At 71.8% G+C, this 18,839-nt stretch carries 16 protein-coding genes; 5 read left to right on the forward strand and 11 right to left on the reverse strand.

The annotated features are described in order from the left end of the window. Positions 1-164 precede the first annotated feature (164 nt). The 3 genes from ACGFWE_RS05875 to ACGFWE_RS05885 form a co-directional block, all read right to left on the reverse strand. Positions 165-1,256 carry a chitinase gene (locus ACGFWE_RS05875; RefSeq protein WP_352380864.1) on the reverse strand — a complete coding sequence of 364 codons (1,092 nt, stop codon included), beginning with the start codon at positions 1,254-1,256 and terminating at the stop codon, positions 165-167. Between the two features lie 193 nt (positions 1,257-1,449). Then, entirely contained in the window at positions 1,450-1,821 is a 372-nt protein-coding gene (locus ACGFWE_RS05880; RefSeq protein WP_393598154.1) for an antibiotic biosynthesis monooxygenase family protein, read from the reverse strand. A 35-nt stretch (positions 1,822-1,856) separates the two neighbouring features. After that, positions 1,857-2,651 (reverse strand): alpha/beta hydrolase, encoded by a 795-nt coding sequence (locus ACGFWE_RS05885; RefSeq protein ID WP_352380867.1) that lies wholly within the window; start codon positions 2,649-2,651, stop codon positions 1,857-1,859. A 143-nt stretch (positions 2,652-2,794) separates the two neighbouring features. Between ACGFWE_RS05885 and ACGFWE_RS05890 the strand changes: the two genes are divergently transcribed. The 4 genes from ACGFWE_RS05890 (at position 2,795) to ACGFWE_RS05905 (ending at position 6,799) form a co-directional block, all read left to right on the forward strand. After that, entirely contained in the window at positions 2,795-3,394 is a 600-nt protein-coding gene (locus ACGFWE_RS05890; protein WP_393598156.1) for a TetR/AcrR family transcriptional regulator, read from the forward strand. Positions 3,395-3,673: 279 nt separating this feature from the next. Further along, positions 3,674-4,855, forward strand: coding sequence for an amidohydrolase family protein (locus tag ACGFWE_RS05895; protein WP_393598158.1), 1,182 nt, complete (start codon positions 3,674-3,676; stop codon positions 4,853-4,855). Positions 4,856-4,971: 116 nt separating this feature from the next. Then, positions 4,972-5,676: a response regulator transcription factor gene (locus ACGFWE_RS05900; RefSeq protein WP_352380873.1), complete on the forward strand. Its 705-nt coding sequence runs from the start codon at positions 4,972-4,974 to the stop codon at positions 5,674-5,676. Positions 5,677-5,698: 22 nt separating this feature from the next. Beyond that, a complete protein-coding gene (locus ACGFWE_RS05905) occupies positions 5,699-6,799 on the forward strand; it encodes a sensor histidine kinase (RefSeq protein WP_393598160.1) in 1,101 nt (366 codons plus the stop codon). Here ACGFWE_RS05905 and ACGFWE_RS05910 read toward each other — a convergent pair. From ACGFWE_RS05910 to ACGFWE_RS05925, 4 genes are read right to left on the reverse strand one after another with little or no spacing between them, the layout of a single operon-like run. Further along, on the reverse strand, positions 6,768-7,979 hold the full coding sequence (locus ACGFWE_RS05910) for an XdhC family protein (RefSeq protein ID WP_393598162.1): 1,212 nt from the start codon (positions 7,977-7,979) through the stop codon (positions 6,768-6,770). The two genes, ACGFWE_RS05905 and ACGFWE_RS05910, sit on opposite strands and share 32 nt — an antisense overlap. Next, positions 7,972-10,089, reverse strand: coding sequence for a xanthine dehydrogenase family protein molybdopterin-binding subunit (locus ACGFWE_RS05915; RefSeq protein WP_393598164.1), 2,118 nt, complete (start codon positions 10,087-10,089; stop codon positions 7,972-7,974). The genes ACGFWE_RS05910 and ACGFWE_RS05915 overlap by 8 nt, the downstream gene beginning before the upstream one ends. Further along, positions 10,086-11,078 carry a xanthine dehydrogenase family protein subunit M gene (locus ACGFWE_RS05920; RefSeq protein WP_352380881.1) on the reverse strand — a complete coding sequence of 331 codons (993 nt, stop codon included), beginning with the start codon at positions 11,076-11,078 and terminating at the stop codon, positions 10,086-10,088. The genes ACGFWE_RS05915 and ACGFWE_RS05920 overlap by 4 nt, the downstream gene beginning before the upstream one ends. Next, entirely contained in the window at positions 11,075-11,632 is a 558-nt protein-coding gene (locus tag ACGFWE_RS05925; RefSeq protein ID WP_352380883.1) for a 2Fe-2S iron-sulfur cluster-binding protein, read from the reverse strand. Before ACGFWE_RS05925 ends, ACGFWE_RS05920 begins: the two co-directional genes overlap by 4 nt. A gap of 155 nt (positions 11,633-11,787) precedes the next feature. Between ACGFWE_RS05925 and ACGFWE_RS05930 the strand changes: the two genes are divergently transcribed. Further along, entirely contained in the window at positions 11,788-12,390 is a 603-nt protein-coding gene (locus ACGFWE_RS05930) for a TetR/AcrR family transcriptional regulator (RefSeq protein WP_393598167.1), read from the forward strand. A 77-nt stretch (positions 12,391-12,467) separates the two neighbouring features. On the opposite strand, the gene ACGFWE_RS05935 is transcribed toward ACGFWE_RS05930, so the two are convergent. From ACGFWE_RS05935 to ACGFWE_RS05950, 4 genes are all read right to left on the reverse strand, one after another. Next, positions 12,468-13,415, reverse strand: a complete 948-nt coding sequence (locus ACGFWE_RS05935) for an amidohydrolase family protein (RefSeq protein WP_393598169.1) — start codon at positions 13,413-13,415, stop codon at positions 12,468-12,470. A 162-nt stretch (positions 13,416-13,577) separates the two neighbouring features. After that, positions 13,578-15,239 (reverse strand): (2,3-dihydroxybenzoyl)adenylate synthase, encoded by a 1,662-nt coding sequence (locus ACGFWE_RS05940; RefSeq protein ID WP_393598171.1) that lies wholly within the window; start codon positions 15,237-15,239, stop codon positions 13,578-13,580. Continuing rightward, positions 15,232-17,289, reverse strand: coding sequence for an acetate--CoA ligase family protein (locus tag ACGFWE_RS05945; protein WP_393598173.1), 2,058 nt, complete (start codon positions 17,287-17,289; stop codon positions 15,232-15,234). Before ACGFWE_RS05945 ends, ACGFWE_RS05940 begins: the two co-directional genes overlap by 8 nt. Then, entirely contained in the window at positions 17,286-18,839 is a 1,554-nt protein-coding gene (locus ACGFWE_RS05950) for an FAD-dependent monooxygenase (protein WP_393598175.1), read from the reverse strand. Before ACGFWE_RS05950 ends, ACGFWE_RS05945 begins: the two co-directional genes overlap by 4 nt.

Below are 18,839 nucleotides of genomic sequence, written 5' to 3' on the forward strand. Positions count from 1 at the left end.
TACTGAGGGCGGTGGCGTGATGTGGCCCGACGCTATGAACCGCGTGTTTCGGCCACGTGGCGGTCCTCGCCCCGAATAATTTCGGAACTTGTAGCGAAATCGGCGTGACGAGGGCCCGGTGCGCAGGAGACGCGCACCGGGCCCTCGCCTCGCGGGGTGTCCTCCTACCTGTGACCGCCGCTCGTGAACTTCTCGAAGGCGTGGCTGAAGGCCCAGGTGTCCTGGGTGATGCCGGAGCAGGAGTCGGAGCCGCCGGTGCCCGGGCAGCCGCCGTTGTCACGCTGGAGCGCCCAGAAGGAGAGCGTGTTGATCTGCTTGGCCTCGGCCCACTTCTCCACCGCGACCGCGTCCTCGACGGTGAAGGTCTCCTCGGGGCCGTAGTCGTCGATGCCGGGCATCTCGATGATGCCGATCATGCTCCACAGCTTCGCGGAGCTCTTGTGCGGGTGGAGCGCGGCGAGCTGGCCGTGCAGTCCCTCGGCGGCCGTCCGGGTGTCGGCGGCCATGTCGTGCGTGGCGCCGTCGTAGTAGTCGAAGGTCATGAGGTTGACGACGTCCACGCGCGCGCCGTTGTCGACGGCGTTCCGGAGCACGGCGAGGCCGTTGGCCTCGAGGCCTTTCGTGGAGGTCGGGAGGGTGTAGGAGAACCGCACGGTGCGGCCGGTGCGTTCGGCCCAGCGCTGGACCTCGGCGATCGCCTTGTTGCGGCGGTCGATCCCGGCGGCGTTGTTGATCGAGTCGCCCTCGACGTCGAGGTCGATGCGGCTGATGCCGTACGTCGTCACGAGGCTCTTGAACACATCGGCGATGGCGTCGACGCTGGTGCAGCTGTCGGCCAGTTCGGTGCCGGTGGTGTCCGCGGACCAGCCGCCGAAGGAGGGGATGACGTCGCCGCCGCGCGCCTGGATGGTGGCGATGTCACGGCCGAAGGTCGCCTTCGAGATCGGCTGGTCCGTCCCGCCGTTCCAGTAGGCGGAGCACGAACCCGCCGCGGCCGTCTGGAGGAAGGCCAGGGTGAGGTACTTGTTGCCGGAGGCGGCGGCGAGGGCGGCCGGGCTCTCGCCGGTCCACGACTCGACGTAGGGGGCGGACACATGGGCCGGCAGGGGCTTGCCGAAGGCCGCGGGCGAGGACGCCGGCGAGGGCGGGAGCGGCGCCGCGAGCGCGCCCCCTCCCCCGAGTCCGACGAGCCCTGCGGACAGCGCGCTGACGCTCAGACAGGACAGCAACGCACGAAGGTGACCAGGTCGTCTCACTGACGCTCCCAGGGGGAAAGGGCATGCGGGGACAGCGCAATGGCCGAACCGCGGGAAGAGGAACCGTGCCCATGATTGGACTAGACCACATAACTGTCAAGGTTCTTTACAGTTAGCTTGCCGAGCCCGCTCCGGGCACGGTGCCCCGCCTCCCTCTTCCGTCTCCCGGGGCACGATCCCCCGGAAGCGGTCGTCACTCCCCTCCGCAGACGCCCTCGACCGCGAACTTCTGGTACAGGTGCGGGTAGGCGACGGTGCCGTCGGGGTAGCTCGCGAGGTGCGAGGCGAACTCCGGTGTGCCGAGCGCTGCGCGGAGGTGCCCGGTGGACTTCCAGACCGCGACGTTGGTGAAGAGCCGGCTGCCGCCGATGCCCCGGTACAGCTGCACCGAGAGCAGGTTCCCCGACTTCTTCATGTAGTCCGCGTCGTCCGCCCAGGCGGCCAGCACCTCGTGCTCCTTGCCTTCCGGGGCGACGAACGTGTTGATGATGGTGACCGGTCCGGTCTCCTCCTTCTGCTGGTCGCGGAAGTGGGTGGACGCGTCGAGGTGGCCGAAGGTGAGCATGGTTCCTCCAGGAACTTTCGTGTGGTGAGTTGTGGTCAGGCGTGGTGCTTGTCGAGGAAGTCGGTGGTGAGCCGCAGCCACTCGTCGGTCCGCTCCAGCATCGGCAGATGGCCGGTGGCGATCTCCGCGAGCTGGGCGCCGGGGATGGTCTCGGCGAGGTGGCGGTGCAGGGCGGTGGAGACGAGTCGGTCGTCCGTGGTCGAGACGACCAGGGTGGGGACGGTGATGCCGGCGAGGTCGTCCCGGATGTCGAGCCGGCCGACGAGGTCGGTCTGCTCGGAGCTGCCTTCGGCCGAACCGGCGGCGACATGGCCAAGGGTCTGCTGGAGATGCTCGGCCGGCATCGACTCCAGCGCCTGGGTACCGAGGGCCATCAGGAGTTGATACTCGGCGAGCAGCTCGCGGTCGCCGGAGGCGGCGATCTTGCTCCAGACCGAGGAGGCGAGCGCGAGCCGGTTGTCGCGGTGCGGGAAGGCGGCGGTCAGGACGAGTGCGCTGACGCGCTCGGGGTGGCGGGTGGCGGCGCGGACGGCGACCGGACCGCCGAGGGAGTAACCGGCCACGGCGAAGCGGTCGAGTCCCTCCGCGTCGGCGGCGGCGACGAGCTCGTCTGCGAGGTCGTCGACGGACAGCGGGGCGGTGGAGCGGGGGGTGTCGCCGCTGCCGGGGTAGTCGATGCCGACGACGGTCCGGCGGGCGGCGAGGGCTTCCAGGACGGGGCCGTAGGTGCCGGCCAGGCTGCTGCCGGCGCCATGGGCGAGGAGCAGACCGGGGCCGGAGCCGAGGCGAGTGCGGGCGAACGTGGGTGCGGTCAGGGTGCGGGGTGACATGGCCGGCTGCCTTTCGGATGGGTCGACACACGAGAATCATCCAGTGCGTGTGATTACCTCCTCAGGTGTATCACACAGCGCGTATGATTTGGGCGTGTAACGTCAATCACACGCGCCGTATGATGTGCCGGTAGGGTGGCCGCATGAAGCAGCCCCTCCACCGCCGTCAGCCGACCCCGGGCAACCCGCGCGTGCAGCGCACCCGCAACCGTGTACTGGCCGTCGCGCGGGACCTGCTGCCCCAGGTCGGACCGGCCGGGCTGACCTACGCCCTGCTGGCCGAGCGGTCGGACGTCACCCGCCAGACGCTCTACCGGCACTGGCCCACCCGAGCCGCTCTGCTCTTCGACCTCGTCCTCGAAGGCCCCGATCTCGGCACCTGTCCCGAACCGGGCAGCGATGTGCGCGCGGTGGCCACCGCCTGGCTGAAGAGCCTGCGCGCCGGCGTCAGCGTGCCGTCCGTGCGTACCGCGGCCCTGGCGGTCACCGCCCAGGCCGACCACGACCCAGACAGCGCCCGGGCACTCGTCCGCATCGGCGAGGACCGCCACGCCGGCTTCAACAAGCTGCTGGAGCCTGCGGGCGTCCAGATCAGCGAGGACGAGTTCACCCTGCTGTACGGGCCCGTTCTCGCCCGGCTCTTCCTCGACCGCGGCCAGGTCACCGACGCCTTCATCGACGCCGTCGTGACTCAGTGGCTCACCGCGCTGCGACCTGCCGAGGCAGCGCAGGACTCCCACTAGCGGTCACTGCCTTCATAGAAGCTTCATGCGCTGAGCGGTACGTGCTTGATGAGGCGGCTGTTGCCTGGCGGTCATGCACGCACTCGGTGCTGCCGTCTCTCACGGACCCCTCCGCGGGCGACGGCCGGCCGACGGGGACACGTCGGCTCCCACGCCCGGCGCGGGTCGCTGTCGGCGGCAACTGGCCCTGCCCAGGAGCGACTTGCTCGCGGCAGCGGCCTCCGCAGTGCCGCGCGCACATACGACCCGACGCGCACAGCATGAAGAGGAGACCTGGACATGAACCTGCGACGGAACATCTCGCGGCGAAGGATGATCGAAGGGGCATCGGCCGCTGCACTTGTCACGGCGGCCGCGGCCACGATGCCTGCCGCCATGGCCGGCCCGGAGACGGCGTCCGGGCCGGGGCTGCCGAAGGGCAACTGGCGTATCGACACCCACGCGCACTACAGCCCCGACGTCTACAACGACTACCTGAAGCGCTATGGCCTGCTCGGGGCCATCACCGGGGCGTACGGTCCGTGGTCGGTCGAGCGGCACCTGGCCTTCATGGACCAGTACCGGATCCAGGCCAGCGTCCTGTCGTTCGGCGACCTCCAGGTCACCGTCGGCCCGGTCGACGACCGGCGCGCCACCGCCCGCGCGGTCAACGACTACGCCCGCGACCTCGTGCAGACCCGCGGTGACCGGTTCGGGATCTTCGCGGTCACCCCGATGCCCGACATCGAGGGCTCGGTGGCCGAGGTGGACCGCGCGCTCGGCGAACTGGATCTCGACGGCATCTGCCTGCTCACCAACTACCAGGGCACCTACCTGGGGGATCCTTCCTTCAAGCCTCTGTACGAGATCCTCGACGACCGCGGCGCCTACGTCTACGTCCACCCGACGGGTCCGGAGAACAACCCGGCTCCCAAGCTCTGCTTCGGCCCCGACATCCCGGCCGGGAACAACGTCTTCGAGTACACCTTCGACGCGACGCGTGCCATGACGAGCCTGATCTACAACGGTGTCCTGCGGGACTACCCGAACATCCGCTGGCACTTCACCCACAGCGGCGGCGCACTGCCGTTCCTGGCCTACCGGCTCGCGACCCGGCACTCGGCCTTCCCGCCGTTCAACGAGGTGCTGCCGGAAGGCCCCCTCACCTACATCAAGCGGATGTTCTTCGACGACGCACAGGCGTTCACGGCCGCGCAGTTGCAGCCGCTGTCGTCCCTCGTGCCCGCCGACCACATCATGTTCGGCAGCGACTGGCCGGCGACCCGCCACCTCTACGCGGCCGACAACGTCGAGACGATGCCCTTCCTCAAGGGCAACCTGCCGAACCTCGAGGCGGGCGACCCCGAACCGACCGTCGACGAGATCTACAGCCGGCGCGAGCGGATCGCTCTCGAGCGGACCAACGCCCTGGAACAGTTCCCGAAGCTGAAGGCGCGTATCCGCCGCTCCGGCTCGCGCTGACCTGTGCACAGAGGGCCGGCGGACCGGGGAGGCCGTCGACACAGACCCCGACACGACAGTCACCGTACGCTGGCCTCTCCTCCCTCTCCCCACCTCGGCGACGGAAAGCGAGCGCGATGAGTACGCAGCGGGTTCTGGTCGTCGATGACGAGCCCAAGATCCGCATGACCGTGCGCGGCTACCTGGAGGCGGACGGGTTCCACGTCGTCGAGGCCGCGGACGGGCCGTCCGCCCTGCGGGCGGTCACCCGCGAACGGCCGGACCTCGTGGTGCTGGACGTGATGCTTCCGGGACTGGACGGATTCCAGGTCCTGCGCCGCATCAGGGAGGCGAGCCGGATCCCGGTGATCATGCTGACCGCCCGCGACGAGGAGGTCGACCGGCTGATCGGCTTCACCACCGGCAGCGACGACTACGTCACCAAGCCGTTCAGCCCCCGCGAACTGGCACTGCGCGTACGCGCCATCCTGCGGCGCACCGACAGCCGGTCCGAGACGGACGACGAGGACGGCGTACTGCGCTTCGACGGACTGACCGTCGATCCCGGGACCCGGACCGTGCTGGTCGATGCCGGCCGGACGGTGGAGCTGTCCGCCCTCGACTTCGATCTGTTGTCGGCGATGGCCCGTGCCCCCGGGCGGGTCTTCACCCGGCGCGGCCTGCTGGCCCGGGTGTGGGGCGATGACTTCTTCGGCGACGAGCGCGTCGTGGACGTGCACATCCGCACGCTGCGGCGCGCGCTGGGCGACGACGCGGGCGCACCCCGGTTCGTGGGGACCGTCCGCACCGTCGGCTACCGGTTCATCGGGCGACCCGTCTAGCGGCCAGGAAGGACATCCGCCCATGCCTGCCTCCCGCTTTCCGGCCCACCACCGGTCTCGTGCGCGGCTGCGCCGGATCAAGGAGCGCCTGTCGCTGCGCAACCGGCTGGTGCTCTCGCACGTCATGGTGCTCCTGCTGGCGCTGACGGCCATGGCGGCGATCAGCGCGCTGATCGAGGTGTGGCTCGGTTTTGCCGACATCGAAGGCGATGTGGTCCTGCAGGTCGGCCTGTTGTTCGGAGGGGCCGCGGCTTTCCTTGCGTCCGTCGCCCTGTCGCGGTTCCTGCTGCGTCCGCTCGACCGGGTGCGCGCCGCCACGCGCCGGCTCGCCGAGGGACACTACGACGACGTCCTCGAACTCCCCAGCGAGCCGGGCCTGGCGGCGCTGGTCAAAGACGTCAACACGCTGGCGGCCGCCCTCGCCGACACCGAGCGCCGCCGCGCCCGGCTGATCTCCGAGGTCGCCCACGAGATGCGCACCCCGATCACCATCCTTCGCGGCCAGATCGAGGGCATCGCCGACGGCATCTTCGTCCCCGACGAGGCGATGTTCGCCTCCCTCGCCGATGATCTCGACCGGCTGCAGCGTCTGGCCGGTGACCTCTCCAGCCTGTCCCGGGCGGAGGAGGGTGCCTTCGATCTCCGCCGCGAGCCCACCGACGTGGCCGCGCTGGCCCGGAGGACGGCCGAGCGACTGCGTCCCCAGTACGACGACCAGAAGGTGACCCTCGCCGTTGACGCAGGGACGCCCGCCGCCGCTTTCTGCGACCCGGACCGGATCACTCAGGTCCTGGTGAACCTGCTCGGCAACGCACTGGCCGCGTGCGATCGGCACGGGCATGTGGCGCTGTCCGTGCACAGCGAACCGTCGCCCGGGCACCACGTGATCGTGCGGGTCACGGACGACGGCATCGGCATCGCCGAACACGACCTTGAGCGCATCTTCCACCGCTTCGAACGCCTTGGGCATCCCGGCCGATCCGCTGCCGCCGGCGGCAGCGGCATCGGTCTGACCATCGCCCGGGGCGTCGCCCGGGCCCACGGCGGAGACATCACCGCGGAATCCGACGGGCCGGGCAAGGGAGCGACCTTCACCTTGCGCCTACCGCAGGATGCTCACTGACAGCCGGGCCGCGAGTACGTCGGGGCGCATGGCCGTGGTGGATCGGTCCGCCCGACCCGGTCAGGGGCGTGCCCGTCCCGCCCCGCCGGGTGGCGACGATCTCCGCCGCGATGGACAGGGCCGTCTCCTCGGGTGTGCGGGCCCCGAGATCGAGTCCGATCGGCGACCGAAGCCGTGCCAACTCGCCTTCCGTCAGGCCCGCTTCACGCAACCGTCGGTCCCGGTCGGCGTGCGTGCGCCGTGAGCCCAGCGCGCCGACGAAGGCGGCCGGCATCCGCAGGGCCGCTTCCAGCAGGGGTACGTCGAACTTGGCGTCGTGGGTGAGCACGCACAGCACCGTGCGCGCGTCGGTCGCGGTGCCGCGCAGGTAGCGGTGCGGCCAGTCGACCACGACCTCGTCGGCCTCCGGGAAGCGGGTTGTGGTGGCGAAGACAGGGCGGGCGTCGCACACGGTCACGTGGTAGCCGAGGAACTTGCCCACCCGTACGAGGGCCGCGGCGAAGTCGATCGCCCCGAAGACGATCATGCGGGGCGGCGGCACACTCGACTCGACCAGCAAGGTCACTCCGCCGGGACAGCGCGAGCCGTCCGCCGACAGCTCGACCGTGCCGGTGCGGCCGGCGTCCAGCAGGGCGCGGGCTTCACCGGCCGCCGTACGGTCCAGCTCCGCGTGTCCGCCGAGACCGCCTTCGTACGAGCCTGCCCCGGACCCCGGCCGGGAGGGGCCCGCTGCCGCTTCGCCCGGCCGCACCAGCAGGGCCGCGCCGAGGAGTTCGGCGGGACCGCGTACGACGCGGGCGAGGGCTGCCGGCTCGTCCCGCGCGGCGGCCGACAGGGCCGACCGGAGCACCGGCCGCGCCGGCGCGTCCCTGCCGACCGGCGTGACCATGATGTCGATGATCCCGCCGCAGGTCAGCCCGACCGCGAAGGCGTCCTCGTCGCTGTATCCGAACCGTTCGACGACCGTCTCACCGTCCTGGAGGGCCTGGACGCACAGGTCGTACACCGCTCCCTCCACGCAGCCGCCGGAGACCGAGCCGATGACCGTGCCCTCGCTGTCGACGGCGAGGGCGGCGCCGGGGCCGCGCGGGGCGCTGCCGCCGACGGCCACGACGGTGGCGACGGCGAACGCGCGGCCCTCCTCGATCCAGCGGTGCAGTTCCCCGGCGAGGTCAAGCACGGACGCCTGCCGTCAGGACGCGGTCGGGGCGGATCGGCAGGTCCCGGTGGCGTACGCCGGTCGCGTGCCAGACCGCGTTGGCCACGGCCGCGGCGGCGCCCACGATGCCGATCTCGCCGATGCCCTTGATGCCGACAGGGTCGTCGGGGTCCGGGTCGTCGATCCAGTCCGCCTCGATGGCCGGGACGTCGGCGTGGGCGGCGACGTGGTAGCCGGCGAGGTCGGCACCGTAGTGGCTGCCCAGGGCCCGGTCGCGGACCGCCTCCTCGTGCAGGGCCATGGAGATGCCCCAGGTCATGCCCCCGACGAACTGGTTGCGGGCGGTGAGCGGGTTGACGATCCGGCCGGCCGCGAAGATGCCGAGCATGCGGCGCACGCGGACTTCACCGGTGGCGGGGTCCACCGCGACCTCGGCGAACTGGGCGCCGAAGGAGTGCCGTTCCTTCTGCGCGAGGGCGCCGATGGCCTCGGTGGTGTCCGACCTCACGGTGATCCCCTCCGGCGGGATGTCGGCGCCGAGGGCGAGCCGTTCCCGCAGTTCCCCGGCGGCGATCGTGACCGCCCAGGCCCAGGAGCGGGTGCCCATGGAGCCGCCGGCGATGAACGCGAAACCGAGGTCGCTGTCGCCGATGTGCACACGGATGTTTTCCGGTGCGGTCTCCAGGGCGTCGGCCGCGACGAGGGTGAGTGCGGTCCGGGCGCCGGTGCCGATGTCGGCGGCGTTGATCCCCACGGTGTAGGTGCCGTCCGCCTCCGCCGTCACCGCCGCCGTGGACGGGCCGGCGCCGGCCGGGAAGGACGCGGCCGCAGTGCCGGTGCCGAGCAGCCAGCGTCCCTCGCGGCGCAGGCCGGGGCGCGGGTCGCGGTCGGCCCAGCCGAACCTCCGGGCGCCTTCCCGGAAGCAGGCGATGAGGTTGCGGCCGCTGAACGGCAGCCCGGACACCGGGCCCGTCTCGGGGTCGTTGCGGGCGCGCAGTTCGATCGGGTCGAGGCCGCACTTCACGGCGAGTTCGTCCATCGCCGACTCCAGCGCGAACGAACCCGGTGCCTCGCCCGGCGCGCGCATGTACGTCGGGGTCGGCACGTCGAGTCGTACGAGCCGGTTGGCGGTGTGGTGGGCGTCGGCGCCGTACATGGTCCGGGCCGGGCCGGCGGCCGACTCGACGAACTCGTGCACCGTGGAGGTGGCGCTCAGGGAACGGTGTTCCAGCGCGCGCAGCCGGCCGTCGGCGTCGGCACCGAGCCTGAGGCGCTGCCGGGTGGGGCTGCGGTAGCCGGTGAGGGAGAACATCTGACGGCGGGTCATGACCACGCGGACCGGGCGCTGCAGTTCGGTCGCGGCCATCACTGCGGCCACCTGGTGGGCGCGGATGCCCTTGCTGCCGAAGCCGCCGCCGACGTGTTCGGAGCGCACCCGGACAGCGGACGGGTCGAGCGAGAACATCTGCGCGAGTTCGCTCGCGACCCAGAAGGTGCCCTGGTTGGAGTCGACGACTTCGAGCCGGCCGCCGTCCCAGCGGGCGGTGGCCGCGTGCGGCTCCATCATGGCGTGGTGCTCTTCCGGGGTGGTGTACTCGGCGTCCACGACGACGGCGGACGCGTCGAGTTCGGCCTCCAGGTCGCCCTTCTCGATCACCCCCGGCCCATGGAAGTCGACCGGGTACGCGTCGGGGTGCTCGCCGGTGAAGTCGACGTCGTGCGGCTCCTGTTCGTAGTGCACGACCAGCGCTTCGGCGGCCTCCCGGGCCTGTTCGGAGGTCTCGGCGACGACCAGCGCCACCGGCCAGCCCGCGTGCGGCACCCGGTCGTGCTGGAAGACGGTCGCGGTGGGGTCCGGGACGCCCAGCAGACCGACGTAGCCGGTCTCGATCCGTGGGGCGTTGCCGTGGTGCAGGACGGCGATCACGCCGGGCATGGCGAGGACGTCGGCGGTGTCGATGGAGCGGATGCGGCCACGGGCGACCGTGGACAGCGCCAGCCAGCCGTACGCGAGGTCGGCGAACGGGATCTCACCGGCATAGCGGGCGGCTCCGGTGACCTTGTCGCGGCCCTCGACGCGGGTGTGCGCGGTGCCTACGGCGTTCTCGCGTGCTGTGGGGGCGGTGGTCATCGGGCGGCCTCCTCGGCGAGTTCGGTCAGCACGGCCACGACGAGGTTGCGCATGAGGGTCACCTTGTATGCGTTGTGCAACAGCGGTTTCGCGGCGGCGAGTTCGGCGTCCGCGGCGGCGGCGAAGCTCCCGGCGTCGGCCGGCGCTCCGGTCAGGACGCGCTCGGCCTCCGATGCCCGCCAGGGCCGGGACGCGACCGCCCCGAAGGCGAGGCGTACGTCGCGTACGACGCCGTCCCGGACGTCGAGTGCGGCGGCGATCGAGCCGATGGCGAAGGCGTACGAGGCACGCTCGCGCACCTTGCGGTAGCGGGAGCGGGCAGCCACCGGAGCGGGCGGCAGGATCACGCCGGTGATCAGCGCGCCCGGCGGCAGCGCGGTCTCGCGGTGCGGGGTGTCACCGACCGGCAGGTAGAAGTCGGCGAGGGGCACTTCGCCCGGGCCGTCGGCGGTTTCGTACGAGACGACCGCGTCGAAGGCGGTCAGCGCGACGCCCATGTCCGAGGGGTGGGTGGCCACGCAGTGCTCGGAGGCGCCCAGGATGGCGTGGTTGTGGTGCTCGCCCTCGATCGCGGGGCAACCGCTGCCGGGCACACGCTTGTTGCAGGGCTTGGTCACGTCGGTGAAGTAGCCGCAGCGGGTGCGCTGGAGCAGGTTGCCGCCGACGGTGGCCATGTTGCGCAGCTGCCCGGAGGCGCCGGCCAGCACGGCCTGGGCCAACGCCGGGTAGCGGCGGCGGACTTCGGGGTGGGCGGCGAGGTCGCTGTTGGTGACGGTCGCGCCGATGCGCAGGCCGCCGTCCGCGGTCACCTCGATGTCGTCCAGCGGGAGTTCGCGGACGTCGACCAGGCGGGTGGGCCGCTCGACGCCGGTCTTCATCAGGTCGACGAGGTTGGTGCCGCCGGCGAGGAACCGGGCGTCGGGGTCGGCGTCCAGCAGGGCCAGGGCCCCGGAGACGTCGGGGGCCCGGTCGTAGAGGAACTCCCTCACGCTGCCGCCTCCTCGGACTTCGCTTCCGCCGCCCGGGCCACGGCCTGGACGATCGAGACGTACGCGCCGCAGCGGCACAGGTTGCCGCTCATCCGTTCCCGGATCTCCTCGGCGCTCAGGGGTGGTGGTCCGGCCTCGGGGCGGACGTCGTCGGTGACGGCGCTCGGCCAGCCGGCCGCGTGTTCCTCGATCACCGCGATCGCCGAACAGATCTGGCCGGGGGTGCAGTAGCCGCACTGGTAGCCGTCCAGGTCGAGGAACGCCTGCTGCACCGGGTGCAGCCGGTCGCCCTCGGCCATGCCCTCGATGGTGGTGATCTCGCGCCCTTCGGCGGCCACGGCGAGTTGCAGACAGGACACGGCCCGGCGCCCGTCGAGCAGTACCGTGCAGGCGCCGCACTGCCCCTGGTCGCAGCCCTTCTTGGTACCGGTCAGGTCGAGGCGCTCGCGCAGGGCGTCGAGCAGGGTGGTGCGATGGTCGACGGGCAGGGTGTGCTTCTCGCCGTTGATGTGCAGGGTGATGTCGCTGGACGTAGACGGTGGGGCTGGGGCCATGTTCAGCCTTCTTTCACGTGTCCCGGACACGTCGGGGCGTCGGTCCGACGCTAGAGTGAGCTCAAGCGGACAACTGTCCGTATCGGTCCGAACGTAGTGGACAACTGTCCGGTTCTCAAGGACCGCTTTCGGACACGAGCCGGCGAGGAGGACGAGTGCGGCAGAAGGACGACCCGCGCCTGCGCTCGGACGCGCAGCGCAACCGCGAACGCATCCTGGACGTGGCCCTCGCCGAACTTTCCCGGGCCGCCGACACCCCGCTGAGCGCGATCGCCAAGAAGGCGGGCGTCGGCCAGGGCACGTTCTACCGGAACTTCCCCAACCGCGAGACGCTCGTCCTCGAGCTCTACCGCCACGGGGTGCAGCAGATCGCCGACTCCGCGTCCGAGCTGTTAAAGACCAGGGAACCCGACCAGGCGCTGCGGGCGTGGATGGACCACCTCGCCGGGTTCGCGATGACCAAGGCCGGCCTGGCGGAGGCGATCCGCCAGGCCACCTCGTCGGGGAAGGCGGCGAAGCCGGGCCACACCCCGGTGACCGACGCGGCCGACCTCCTGCTCCGCGCCTGCGAGGAGGCCGGCACGATCCGTCCCGGCGTCACGGCCGACGACTTCATGCTGGCCATCGCCGGCCTGTGGCAGCTCGCCCCGCACGATGACTGGCAGTCGAGGGCGACGCGCCTGCTGGACATCGTCATGGACGGGTTGCGCGCGGGGGCACCCGGACTCGCGCAGGGGCCGGCCGGCCAAGGGCGTTGACTGCTGCTCCACGGGATGGGGGGGGGGGGGGGGGCGCGGGCCCCCCCCCCCCCCCCCCCCCCCCCCCCCCCCGAGGATCAGCCCAGTCCGAGAAGCGCTTCGGCGTTGCCCGCCAGGATGCCCTGGGTGTCCCTCGCGTCGAGGCCGGCCCGTTCGATGTAGGCGACGGTGTCGAGGTAGTGCTCGCCGCCCTGGTACGGGAAGTCGCTGCCGAGGACGAGCCGGTCCGCACCGACTGCCTGGACCGCGGCCCGCAGTGCCGCCTGGGAACTGTGGGCGACGGTGTCGTACCACATCCGGCGCGCCGCCTGGCTCGGCGGAAGGGGCGCGTCAGGGGCCTCGAAGTGGGCGAGATTGTCCCATCGCTCCAGCAGCATGGGCAACGCACCGCCGAAGTGGGAGTTGAGGATGCGCACGCGGGGGAAGCGCGTGACGAACCCCTGGGTGATGAGCTGGGCCGCCACGACGGTGTCCTCGACGGGCGCGCCGACCATCCAGGTGAGGTGGTGGTCGGTGATCTGCGGGGAGGCGACGCCGTCGCCGGCGGGGTGGAGGTACAACACGGTGCCGCGGCGGTCGAGTTCCTGCCACACCGGCGCGAAGGCCGGGTCGGTCAGCGCCCGGCCCGCGGCCGAGGTGGCCAGGGCCACGCCCACCACCCCCGGCGCGTCGAGGACGCGGTCGAGTTCGGTGGCCAGGGCCGCGTCGACGTGCGGCAGAGGAAGCACGGCGAAGGCCAGGAAGCGGTCGGGGTGGCGGTCCACCAGATCGACGTACCGGTCGTTGATCATGCGTGCGGCCGCCGCGGCCCGGCCCGGATCCGGCAGCGCGCCGGTCAGCGGGGAGGCGGAGATCACCTGCCGGTCCACACCGGCCCGGTCCATCAGGGAGAAGCGGGCATCGAGTTCCTTGTCGGTGTCGTCGGCCCCGAGCCCACGTTGGCCGCCGGTGGTGGTGACGCCCGAGTCGGCCAGGAAGTCCAGGTAGTCGGTGGGGTAGACGTGTGCGTGCGTGTCGATGCGCATGAAGGGGTTCCTCAATCGTCGAGGGGAGGGGGAGGGAGAAGGGGGGCGGATTCCGGCGATGCTGGTGCAGGGGGCGCCGGACTACCTCTGCCGCGGTCATCGCCTTCACGTCTGCGGCCAATCCTGGCACTGACCTTGAACACCGGGCGGCGGAGCGCGCGGTCACGTCTCCTCGACGAAGTCCGCCTCGCCACGGACGATGTCCCGCAACCGCTTCTTGTCGATCTTGCCGACCTTCGTCAGCGGCAACTCGTCCACGACCAGCAGGTCCTCGGGGAGTTTGTAGCGGGCCACCTGCATCGCGGTGAGGGCGCCGCGGACCGATGCGAGGGTCAGGTCGGTCCCCGGTTCGACGACCACGACCGCGCACACCCGCTCCCCCAGATCCGGATCGGACTTCGCGACGGCGGCGACCTGGGCGACACCGGGCAGGCGGTAGATGAGGTTCTCGACCTCCTCGGCGGAGATCTTCTCGCCGCCCCGGTTGATCATGTCCTTGTCGCGTCCTTCGACCACGAGGTTGCCGGAGGGATGCAGCCGGACGACATCACCGGTGCGGTACCAGCCGTCGGGGGTGAACGCGCGGGCGTTGTGCTCGTCGGCCCGGTAGTAGCCGCGTGGGGTGTACGGGCCGCGGGTGAGGAGGGCGCCCATCTCGCCGGGCGGGACCGGGTGGTCGGAGGCGTCGACGACGAGGATCTCGTCGTCGGCGCACATGGGGCGTCCCTGTGTCTCGATCTTGACGGTGTCGGGGTCGTCGGGGCGCGTGTGGTTCAGCAGTCCCTCCGCCATGCCGAACACCTGCTGGAGTGTGCCGCCGAGCACGGGTTCGGCGCGACGGGCGACCTCCGGGGCCAGGCGGGCGCCGCCGACCTGCAGCAGTCGCAGGGCGGGCGGGGCGGGGTGGCGGCCGGACGCCACGGCGTCGATCCAGCGCTGGACGACGGCCGGCACGGCGGCGGTGGCCGTCACGCCCTCGGCGGCCATGAGAGGCAGCACCTTGTCGGGGTCCGGGGTGCGGGCCAGGACCACCCGGCCGCCGTTCATGAGGGTGCCCAGGATGCCGGGGCAGGCCAGGGGGAAGTTGTGTCCGGCGGGCAGCGACACCAGGTACACGGTGTCGGAGTCGAGGCCGCACACCTCGGCGCTGCGGCGCGCGTTGTACTCGTAGTCGTCATGGGTGCGGGTGATGAGCTTCGGCAGTCCGGTCGTACCGCCGGAGAGCAGGAACACGGCGATGTCGCCGCTGTCCGGGGCGATCCGGTCGAGCCGGGCCCGTGCGGCGGCCGGGTCGTCGGCCGGTTCGGCCAGGGCGCGCAGATCCGTGGCACCGAAGGTGCCGGCCGTGCCACCCGCTACGAGCAGCACCCGTACGCTCGGCGTCGCTTCGGCCACCTCCAGCCCCAGGGCCCGGTGGTCGAAGTCGCCGAGCCGGTCCGGTACGGCGATCGACGTGACCTCGGCATGCGCGGCCAGGTACCGCAGTTCGTGACCGCGGTGTGCGGGGAGGGCCATCACAGGGGCGATGCCGGCCCGCAGACAGGCCAGGGTGAGGGTGACGAACTCCCAGCCGTTGGGCAGCTGGACGAGCATCGCGTCACCGGGGTCGAGACCGGAGTCCAGCAGACGGCAGGCCAATCCGTCGGCTCGGTCGATGAGTTGACGGTACGTCAGACGAGTGTCGCCGTCGACGACGGCCACCGCGTCGCCGTAGGTCTCGGCCCACTCATGGAGATATGAACCGAGCGGCCTGCCCCGCCAGTACCCGGCCTCGCGGTAGCGGTCGGCCGCCTCCTTGGGCCAGGGGACGAATCCCTCACGCATCGTCGGATCCTCCTTGGTCCCGGGGGTCACGCAGCAGCAGTACGGCGTCGAGCGCGACGACGTCGCCGTCGGGCAGGACGCGCAAAGGGTTGATCTCGCACTCGGCCACGGTGTTCTCGGCGGCGAGGGAGGCGAGGGCCAGCAGCACGTGGGTGAGTCGTGCACGGTCGACGGGGGCGGCGCCTCGTGCGCCGAGGAACATCGCGCGGGTGGCGAGGTCGTCGAGCATGGTGTGCGCCTCGTGCGCGGACAGGGGCGCCAGGCGCAGGGAGACGTCGCCGAGGACTTCGGCGGCCGTTCCCCCTGCGCCCAGTGCCAGGACGGGGCCGAAGACCGGGTCTCGGCGTACGCCGACGATGAGTTCGGGTCCCGCGGGCGCCATCCGCTCGACCAGCAGGGCGGGGCTCGCGGGCATGCGGGCGAGGGCGTCGTCGAGCTCCTCGTGCGTGCGGATGCCGACCTGGACCCCACCGACCTCCGTCTTGTGCAGGATCTCCGCGTCGAGGATCTTCACGACGACCGCTCCGCCGAGCTCGTCGAGAGCCGCGTGCACCGCGGCAGGTCCCGCGCACACGCGGCGTACGGGCGTGCGGATGCCCAGGTCCGCGAGGACGCCCTTGGCGGTGTGCTCGTCGACCGGGCCCGGCGGGGGCAGGGCGGGTGCATCGGAGGCGGTGACGACGGCCTCCCGTCGGGTGCGGGCCGCCGCGTCCTCGACGAGCGCGCGGACCATGACCGAACCGGACGCCGGCGTGGCCGCGCAGGGGATGCCGGCCGCGCCGAGTTCCCGGCGGGCCTGCCGCGCCTGCTCCACGGGTCCGCCGACGACGGCGACGAGCGGGGTGGCCGTGCGGGCGGCGGCCAGCGCGGCCGGGAGGTCCACGGTGGTGGGTTCCAGCAGCCCGTACACGGCGGTGACGTCGATGCCGGGGTCCTCCGAGACCCGCTCCACGACCTGCGTGAGCGCGGTCGAGGGGCGGCCGGTGTCGACGGGGTTGTTCAGGTAGGTGAGGGCCGGGAGCAGCTCGCGCAGCTCCTTCACCGTCCGTTCGACCAGCGGGGGAACCTGGACGCCGTGGGAGCGCAGGTCGTCGGTGAGCAGCAGTCCCGGTCCGGCCTGTGCGGTGACCAGGCCGATGCCCGGGCGTGCGTGGGCGGGGAGCCGTATGCGGCTGAGTGCCGTGACGGCGTCGACGAGGTCGCGTTCGTCGTCGACGAGGACGGCTCCGGCCTGGCGCAGGGCCGTCCTGGTCACGCGCCAGCCGGTGGCCAGGGCGCCGGTGTGGGAGCGGGCGAAGTCGCCGATGTCGCTGCGGCCCACGACCAGGGCCACCACGGGGACACGATCGGTCAGGCGCCGTACGGCCTCGGTGAGGCGGCGGCCTTCCGCGGCGGTCTCCACGTGCAGGGCGACGGCGCGCACGCCGTTGTCCGCGGCGAGGTGGTTCAGGACGTCGGCCTGGGTGACGTCCAGGCTGTTGCCGAGGCCGACCCCGAGGCGGAGGCCGACACCCGCCTCGGCCAGGGCGAAGGCCAGCGCGTGGTTCACTCCCCCGCTTGCCGCCACGACCGCCACCGGACCCGGTTCCAGGTCGGGCGCGCCCGGGACGAAACTGGCCGTGAGGCGTCGGTGGGGGGCGAGGAACCCCGAGGTGTTCGGCCCGAGGACACGGATGCCGGTATCCCGCACCACCTCGGCCAACGCCCGCTGGTGCAGCACCCCGTCACCGCCGGCTTGCGCGAAACCGCCGGCGCACACGAGCGCGGCGCGGGCTCCGGCGGCTGCCGCCTCGCGCAGGGCGCCGGCGGTCACGGCGGCCGGAATGCAGGAGATGACCAGGTCGGGTGTGATGCTCTGGGCTTCGGCCGCCTCCCCGATGGAGGAGAAGAAGCCCCGATCGGGGTCCGGGCGGCCGGAGTTGACCTTCATCACCGGCCCCGGGAAGGAGGCCAGAGAGTCGGTCATCGCCGCGCCGAGCTTCCCGGGCGCGGCGGAAGCGCCGAGTACGGCGATGGCGCGGGGGGCGAACAGCGGTTCCAGGGCGGTCACTTGGTACCTCCGACGAGGTCTGCCCGGCCCGAGAGCAGGAGCGTGGTCGCGGTGTCGTCGTCGTACTCGCCGATGACCGCGGCGGGCAGACCGTGCGCGAGCCGGGCCTCCTCCGCGACGAGCACGCGGGTCAGCGGCGTACCGCCGCGTACGCCGATGAGCGGGGCGCCTGCCTCTGCCGCCTCGCGTACCTTATCGAGGGCGAGCGGCAGTCCCTCCTCGGTGTCCGGGGCGTCGATCCACACACCCGCGCTCGACGACTCACCGCTGAAGGGGAGCATCGGGATCGCTGTGCCGTCGGTCCCGGTCAGGAGATCGTCGCCGACCGTCACCCGGCGTGCGGGAAGCCGGAAAGGGCCGCCACGGAAAGGTGTCTCCAGGGGCGGCGCTTCATGGAGGTCCCGCCACCATGCGTCGACGCGGTCCACGTACGCCGCGTCACGCACGGCGAGTTTGCCGCGCGGGATGCTGCGGGTGAGGAAGTGGAAGGCGAACTGTGTCGGATCGTCGAGTGTCCGGACGTACCGGCCGAAGTGCTCCCACCAGGACAGGCTGGGCCGCGCCGAGTTCTGGATCCTCTCGACCTCGGGGCGGCGGCGCTCCTCGTACAGGGCGAGTGCCTCCGGCACGCTGTGTGACACGTCCCCCAGGGCCTCGGCCAGGGCGACCGCGTCCTCCATGGCCATCTTGGTGCCGGACCCGACGGAGAAGTGCGCTGTGTGCGCCGCGTCGCCCAGCAGCACCCACTTCCCGCGCCGCCACGAACTGGCCCTGCGCGTAGCGAAGTTGGCCCACCGGGAGTTGTTGCCGACCAGCGAGTGTCCGTCGATCTGTTCGCGGAAGAGGTCTTCCAGGTAGCTCTTGGTCTTCTCGTCGCTCGTGCCCGGCGGGGTCGACGGGTCGAAGGCGTCGAGTCCGGCCCTGGTCCAGGACTCGGCGTCGGTCTCGACGATGAAGGTGCTCAGCGAGTCACTGATGGGGTAGGCGTGGGCGGCGAAGACACCGTGCCGGCCGTCCTGGTGGACGAAGGTGAGCCCGTCGAACAGGTAGGTGGTGCCGAACCAGATGAACTTCGCGCTCGCCACCTCGGCGGCCGGTCCGAAGTCCTCGGCGAACAGGGTACGGAAGCGGCTGTTGGCGCCGTCGCACACCACGACCAGGTCGAAGTCGTCGAGCTCGGCGGAATCGCGGACCTCGTGCTGGAAGCGCATCCGCACGCCCTCGGCGCGGGCCCGCTCCTGCAGCAGGCTCAGCAGCGTCTTGCGCACGACGGCCGCCATGCCCATACCGCCGACGCGCTCCCGGGCGCCGTGCACCCGGACCTCGATGTCGTCCCAGTGCCGGCCGTGCTTCTCCAGCGCCTCGCTGAGGACGGGGTCGGCGGCGTCGATGGCGTCGAGGGTGGCGTCGGAGAAGACCACTCCGAAGCCGAACGTGTCGTCGGGACGGTTGCGTTCGAAGACGACGACCTCGGCGTCAGGACGGCTGCGCTTGAGCAGCGTGGCGAAGAACAGGCCTCCGGGGCCTGCGCCGATGCAGGCAACTTTCAT

The organism is Streptomyces sp. NPDC048523, assembly GCF_043199815.1.
GTDB lineage: Bacteria > Actinomycetota > Actinomycetes > Streptomycetales > Streptomycetaceae > Streptomyces.